A 3,868-nucleotide genomic window follows, 5' to 3' on the forward strand; every position below is an offset into this window, starting at 1 on the left:
GCTGCTTGTACCAGGTGACCGGCGGGCGCTGCAGCGGGTTGAGCGTCTGCTGCGTCAGCAGCGCCGCGCCCGCCACTTCGGCCGGGCGCAGGCCGACGCGGCGGCGGTGCACGGCGACCGGGCCGTCCTGACCGGCGGCGTAGGAGGACAGCCGGTCCTCGCGGTAGACGGAAGGGGTGGAGTAGCCGCGCTCGTCCGGGATGGCGATGCCGTAGATGCGGGTGACCGACTCGCCCTGCCAGCGCAGCAGGTGGTTCCACATCGCCTCCTCGCCGGTCTTCGGTGCCGGGAAGGGGATGCCGATGCGGGCGCCGGTGACCGCCAGCCCGTTCTCCAGCAGCCGGGCGCGGCCGGCGGCGTTCTCGATGCTGGCCTCGGCGACGCGCTGGGGCGCCGCCGCGGTGCGCCGCGTCGGGAACATGGGGATCTCGAAGCTCGCCGGGAACTTCCTGAACAGGGCGATCTGGCCGGCGGACAGGCGGGACTTGTAGCGCTCGACCTCGCCGGCGCGGACGGTGAACCAGCGCGTGTCGTCGGGGAACGGGTCGCGCATGTGCTGGCCGGGGGTGTAGACGTCCGGCGGCGGCTGGCTCATGCCGCCGGTCCAGGCCGGGATCGTGCCGTTGCGGTTGGCCGCGCGCACGGCGCCAAAGGCCGTCAGCTCGCCGCCCACCATCGGCTCGGGCGGTGGTGCAGTGTCCGCAGCAAGCGCAGGAAACGCGGACACGGCGAGCGTCAGCGCCAGGGCGCGCGCGGTGGAGACGAGGGGCATCGGGTTCCCGGGACGGAGGGCACTGGTCTCATTGTGCCGCGTCCGCGGTCCGGTGCAACTCCGTTCAATCGTCCTCGCCGGACAGGTCGGCCACGGTCAGCCGGGCGGCGCGCAGCAGCGACGGGTTGGGGTCGGAGACCACGCCGTCCTCGTCCACGTCGGGCTGCACGCGCTGCTTCAGCTCGCGCGCCGCCTCGACCAGCAGGTAGCTGAGCCGCAGGTCGTTCAGGCCGCGCACCAGCGCGCGCAGCTCCGGGTTGGTCAGCGCCGCCGGGTCGAGCGGCGCGGGCGCCGGCTGCGTCTGCACCACCGGCGCTGCCATCGGCCGCGGCGGCGGGGCGGGAGGCGGCATGGGCGGAGCCGGTTCGGAGACGCGGTCGACCGCCACCGGCTCCGCCGCCGTGCGGACACGGCGGGGCTTCCGGCGCACGGCGGAGACCGCTTCCGGCAGATCGTCGAAGAGAAGGGGCTGGCCGCCGCTGGTCGCGTCCATGCTCATCGCTCCACCCGCGGGCTGCGAAATGTTCACGGTTCATTCTACAAGCCGCGTCCCGTTTGTCGAGACTCAATCGACGAACAGACCCCGGGAGCGGAAGATGGTGCGCACCGCCTCGGTGGCCTCGGGGGTGGGGGGCTGCACGTCGGCGAGCTGGTAGCGCAGGTCGCGCGCGAACCATTTGAATTCGCCCATCTTGTGGAAGGGCAGCACGTCCACCCGCTCGACCGAGCCGAGCGACGCCACGAAGTCCGCCAGCTTCTCCACGGCGTCGGGCTGGTCGGTCAGGCCGGGTACCAGCACGTAGCGGATCCACATCGGCTTGCCCAGCGCGTCGAGGTGGCGCGCGAAATCCAGCGTCGGTTGCAGCTCGACGCCGGTCAGACGGCTGTAGACGTTCGGGTCGATGTGCTTGATGTCGAGCAGCACGAGGTCGACGTCGAACAGCAGAGTGCCGCTCGCCCGCGCACCGAGGTAGCCGGAGGTGTCCAGCGCGGTGTGCAGGCCCAGTTCCTTGGCGCCGCGCAGGATGGCGGCGGTGAACTCCGGCTGCACCAGCGGCTCGCCACCGGAAATGGTCAGGCCGCCGTGCATGCGCTTGAGCATGTCGGCGTAGGAGGCGATCTCGTCCAGCACCCGCTCGATGGAGACCTGATGACCCTCCTTCATGTGCTGGCTGTCGGGGTTGTGGCAGTACAGGCAGCGCAGCGGGCAGCCGGCGGTGAACAGCACGAAGCGCACGCCCGGCCCGTCCACCGTGCCGGCCGTCTCGACCGAGTGGATCCAGCCGGTCAGCCGCTCCGGGCGGGTAAGGTGCGGGTGCGGCACCAGGCAGAGGGCGCCGTCGGATTCGCAGCGCATGGCGGGACCTCGCGCGAGGGGATACTCAGGAGATGGAGCGCGGGGGCGGAGTTGCGAGCGGAGGCGGGGCCTTATCGCTTGAGGCCTTATCGCTTGAGGAACGCGATCGGCCGCAGGATGCGCGTCCGGCCCACGGTCTTCAGCGCCAGCACCGCCTTGTCCTCGGTCAGCAGCACGTCGGCGTCGCCGGCCAGCGCCACCGCCAGGAACTTGTCGTCGTCGGGGTCGCTGCACAGCCGCCGTTCCTCCACCGGTTCGACGCGTTCGGCCTCCGCGGTGATGGCGGCCAGGAAGGCTTCGCGATCGGGGCGGGGCTTCAGGCGGTCGAAGGCGGGGCGCAGCAGGACGTCGCGCAGCTCGGCCAGGGTGGAATCGGAGACCAGCAGCACACCGTCGCGCCGGGCGATCCCGACGCACAGGCGGGTCGGCTCGTAACGGCGAACGCCGCCCTCGGGAAGGAGGGCGGCGCTGACCAGCACATTGGTATCGAGAACGAAGCGGCGGACGTCGGGCATGACGCCCTATACCGCGTTAGTTCAGGCCGTGGAAGGTGCGGTTGATGACGTCGAGCTGCTGCTCGCGGGTGAGCTTGATGAAGTTCACGGCGTAGCCGGAGACGCGGATGGTGAGCTGCGGGTATTGCTCCGGGTGGTCCATGGCGTGCAGCAGCGTCTCGCGGTCGAACACGTTGACGTTGATGTGGTGCCCACCCTGCCCGAAGTAGCCGTCCAGCATGCCGACCAGATTGCGCACCCGTTCACCCTCGGTCGGACCCAGGCCCGACGGCACGATGGTGAAGGTGTAGGAGATGCCGTCCTGCGCGTGCGCGTAGGGCAGCTTCGCCACACTGGCCATCGAGGCGATGGCGCCCTTCCTGTCGCGCCCGTGCATCGGGTTGGCGCCCGGCGCGAACGGCTGCCCGGCCTTGCGGCCGTCCGGTGTGTTGCCGGTCTTCTTGCCATACACCACGTTCGACGTGATGGTCAGCACCGACTGCGTCGGCAGCGCGTTGCGGTAGGTCTTCTGCTTGCGCAGCGCCGCCATGAAGCTCTCGACCAGCCACACCGCGATGCCGTCCACCCGCGCGTCGTTGTTGCCGAACGCCGGGTACTCGCCCTCGATCGCGAAGTCGGTGGCCAAGCCCCGCTCGTCGCGCACCACCGAGACCTTGGCGTGCTTGATGGCGGAGAGGCTGTCGGCCACCACGCTCAGGCCCGCCATACCACAGGCCATGGTGCGCAGCACGTCGCGGTCGTGCAGCGCCATCTCCAGCCGCTCGTAGCAGTACTTGTCGTGCATGTAGTGGATGGCGTTCAGCGTGTTCATGTACGCCTTGGCCAACCAGTCGATCATCGGCAGGAACTTCGAGATGACCTCGTCGTAGTCCAGCACATCGCCGGTGACCGGCGCGAAGGCCGGGCCGACCTGCTCGCCGGACGTCTCGTCGCGGCCGCCGTTGATGGCGTAGAGCAGCGCCTTCGCCATGTTGGCCCGCGCACCGAAGAACTGCATCTGCTTGCCGATCCGCATGGCCGAGACGCAGCAGGCGATGCCGTAGTCGTCGCCCCAGTACGGCCGCATCAGGTCATCGTTCTCGTATTGCAGCGAGCAGGTCTTGATCGAGGTCTCGGCGCAGAACGCCTTGAAGCCCTCCGGCAGCTTCTCCGACCACAGCACGGTCAGGTTGGGCTCCGGAGCCGGGCCGAGGTTGGCCAGCGTGTGCAGCATGCGGAAGCTGG

Annotated in this window: 5 protein-coding genes; all 5 read right to left on the reverse strand. The window is 70.0% G+C overall.

Annotation, left to right across the window (positions count from 1 at the left end; genetic code table 11):
• The coding region (locus tag TSO221_RS34585) for a DUF1329 domain-containing protein (RefSeq protein ID WP_146209013.1) at positions 1-772 on the reverse strand (772 nt) is incomplete at its 3' end.
• A gap of 64 nt (positions 773-836) precedes the next feature.
• Positions 837-1,265: a hypothetical protein gene (locus TSO221_RS34590; RefSeq protein ID WP_109122969.1), complete on the reverse strand. Its 429-nt coding sequence runs from the start codon at positions 1,263-1,265 to the stop codon at positions 837-839.
• Positions 1,266-1,337: 72 nt separating this feature from the next.
• Positions 1,338-2,129 (reverse strand): pyruvate formate-lyase-activating protein, encoded by a 792-nt coding sequence (gene pflA / locus TSO221_RS34595; RefSeq protein WP_109122970.1) that lies wholly within the window; start codon positions 2,127-2,129, stop codon positions 1,338-1,340.
• An 86-nt stretch (positions 2,130-2,215) separates the two neighbouring features.
• The gene (locus tag TSO221_RS34600) at positions 2,216-2,644 is read right to left on the reverse strand and encodes a putative toxin-antitoxin system toxin component, PIN family (protein WP_109122971.1); all 429 of its coding nucleotides are present in this window, start codon (positions 2,642-2,644) and stop codon (positions 2,216-2,218) included.
• A gap of 16 nt (positions 2,645-2,660) precedes the next feature.
• The coding region (locus tag TSO221_RS34605; RefSeq protein WP_109122972.1) for a pyruvate formate lyase family protein at positions 2,661-3,868 on the reverse strand (1,208 nt) is incomplete at its 5' end.

The organism is Azospirillum sp. TSO22-1, assembly GCF_003116015.1.
In the GTDB taxonomy this organism is placed as follows: Bacteria; Pseudomonadota; Alphaproteobacteria; order Azospirillales; family Azospirillaceae; genus Azospirillum.

Coding starts and splice junctions, on each gene's coding strand:
- TSO221_RS34600 (WP_109122971.1), bottom strand. CDS start 2,644: ATGCCCGACGTCCGCCGCTTCGTTCTCGATACCAATGTGCTGGTCAGC.
- TSO221_RS34590 (WP_109122969.1), bottom strand. CDS start 1,265: ATGGACGCGACCAGCGGCGGCCAGCCCCTTCTCTTCGACGATCTGCCG.
- pflA (WP_109122970.1), bottom strand. CDS start 2,129: ATGCGCTGCGAATCCGACGGCGCCCTCTGCCTGGTGCCGCACCCGCAC.